1 protein-coding gene is annotated in these 2,191 nt (G+C 63.7%); it reads right to left on the bottom strand.

Annotation, left to right across the window (positions count from 1 at the left end; genetic code table 11):
* Positions 1-375: 375 nt before the first annotated feature.
* Positions 376-1,911 (bottom strand): IS1380 family transposase, encoded by a 1,536-nt coding sequence (locus VES88_03430; protein HYN80528.1) that lies wholly within the window; start codon positions 1,909-1,911, stop codon positions 376-378.
* Positions 1,912-2,191: the final 280 nt, after the last annotated feature.

The following is a 2,191-nucleotide window of genomic DNA, read 5'->3' as shown; positions in this document are numbered from 1 at the left end:
TGCCTGAATCTTGAGTGGTTGATCCACGTGAAGCGCGCGATCTCGAGGCGATCGCCGAACTCGAGCTGCTGCTCGAGGGCCTCGGCGGCTAGCGATCGCGAGCGCGTCGAGAGTCGGGAAGGGTGGTAGCGGTACGGGGTACTGCGAAAGGTTGGACGCTCCCATTCTCGGGATTTGCCGCCTAGGCCCAAAACAAGCGCGTTTGCGGCTCGGTCGATGACGTGAATCGCGGAGAAATCGCGCGCGGACCTCGCCCGTCGGCACGATGTCCGCTTGCGGTTCCGGCTCGATTGTATCTGTCGACTGATCCTCCACGACGCGTGATAACGCGTTGGGTGCATCCGGGCCTCTCTATCCCGGTTTCAGAGCCGCCCTTCAGCATCGCAGCGGCGCGCGCAACTGATCGAACCCGCGGAGAAAGACGGCCTGCCACGGATTCCAGGCGAGCAAACGAAAGACGAGGCGGCGACTCGTGCGCACGACTTGGACGGGCATCAGCATGAACCCCTGTAGAAACGCTTTGAATTCCATGCGCAACACGGCCGCCTTCTCGGCGGCGTACCGTCCGGCCCAGCGCCCCGTCTCCGGCAACCGCAGCGCGAACCAGGCCTTCAGCGTCCACGCGAGCGCCGCCATCACCATGTACGCCCAGTTGCTGAGCAGCGTGTCCACCGGCATCCGCGTCGCCCCCACCCCGTGCTTGAGTTGATCGATCAGGTTCTCTTGATTGCAGCGGTCATTCGCCAGGAAGACCAGATCCGGGAGCGCGGTCGAGCGATCGTTGGTGAGATAGAAGAAGTAACGGATCTGGTCGAACAACCGGTGCTCGCCTTGCAGCACCGAGATGTTTTTCCGGACGACCACCATGCGAAAGGTCGTCGCGCACGCGGTCGGGCGGTAGGGAAACTCGGCGACGGCCTCCGCCTCCAGCCGCAGGTTCTGGAACTCGCGCGCGACGATGGTCGCCTCCTTGACGTTGGGGCGGCGTGCGCGCGGTTCGGTCTGCACCTCGTAGGGCGGCCGCCGCACCAACCGCTGCCACGCGGGCGCCGGCAGCGCCTCCGCGGCCGCGATCACGTTGGCCCGCGCATCGTAGCCGAACACAAAGCGGACGCCCTCGCCATCCCAGCGATCCAGGTGGCCCGTTTGGCTGAAATCCGTATCGCCGCGAAACGTGACGCGCTGGAACCCCGCCTCGCGACACAGCGCCCGCGCCTGATCGTACCGTTCTGCCGCGCCCTCCGACGAGGGCCGATTGCCGCTCCGGTTGACCAGATACAACGGCTCCTGCGTGTTCGCGAGCGACACCACCAACGGGTGATACCCCCAGACCCCGTTGTAGGCGATATCCATGCCCTCCTTGCATTGGCCGGTGGTCTCGGCCAGTGTGCCGTCCGCGTCGATGAACGCCTCCTCAAAAAACGCGGCCGGTTGCGTCCGCCAGACCCGCACCCGCGTTTCGTTGATCGCCGTCTGCAAGGCTTCGATCGCGCCTTCGTCAAACCGCCGGCAGAAATCCCCCGCAGTCGTCGGGTCCGGGACGCGCTGCGCCCCCAGCGCATCCAGATACACCTCATCCTGTCGACGGAGCTCGATATCCTGCAAGCAGCTGCCACCGCACAGCACGTTGTACGCAATGCCGAGCACGTGATCCGATTCGTGATACGGCAGCGGCGCTTTCAATAACTCCACGTGCTGATCGATCGCGTCCACCAACCCCGTGTGCTGGGCCAATTGATGCATCGCGCCGATCCCGCCAGTCGCCAGCCCCCGCACCCGATCACTGTGCTCGTACTCAATGTTGCGGGCTCGATACATCGGCATCGCTTGCGCCTTCCAGGTCCGAGGTCGCAGTCGCCGCTCAATTCGTCGTTTGCGCCGCGCCAGTTTCTTGTGTCTACTTGTATGCACTCGAAATGTCCTCCGCGTCTCAGAGTTCTGGTTTGGTCGCCGTGAAACTCTGCTATGAGGTACGGACATTTCGAGCGTTTCGTTTACTCACCGAGCCGCAAACGCGCTTGTACTGGGTCTAGATCGCGTTTGGACGAGTTCTCAAAAGAGAGGTGTCAGGTGTGGAATCGGTTTTTCGGCCGCATGATGGCGATGGCGGCGTGCATGGCTGCCTTGACGCTGGTGCCGATACCCGCGGCGAGCCAGGCCTTGTATCCGCGAGACCATCCGAAGGAGCCAG

The sequence above is a fragment of the Gemmatimonadaceae bacterium genome, assembly GCA_035633115.1.
In the GTDB taxonomy this organism is placed as follows: domain Bacteria; phylum Gemmatimonadota; class Gemmatimonadetes; order Gemmatimonadales; family Gemmatimonadaceae; genus UBA4720.
Note: the sequence above shows the minus strand (reverse complement) of the source record. Positions and strands in the feature narration are given on the sequence as shown.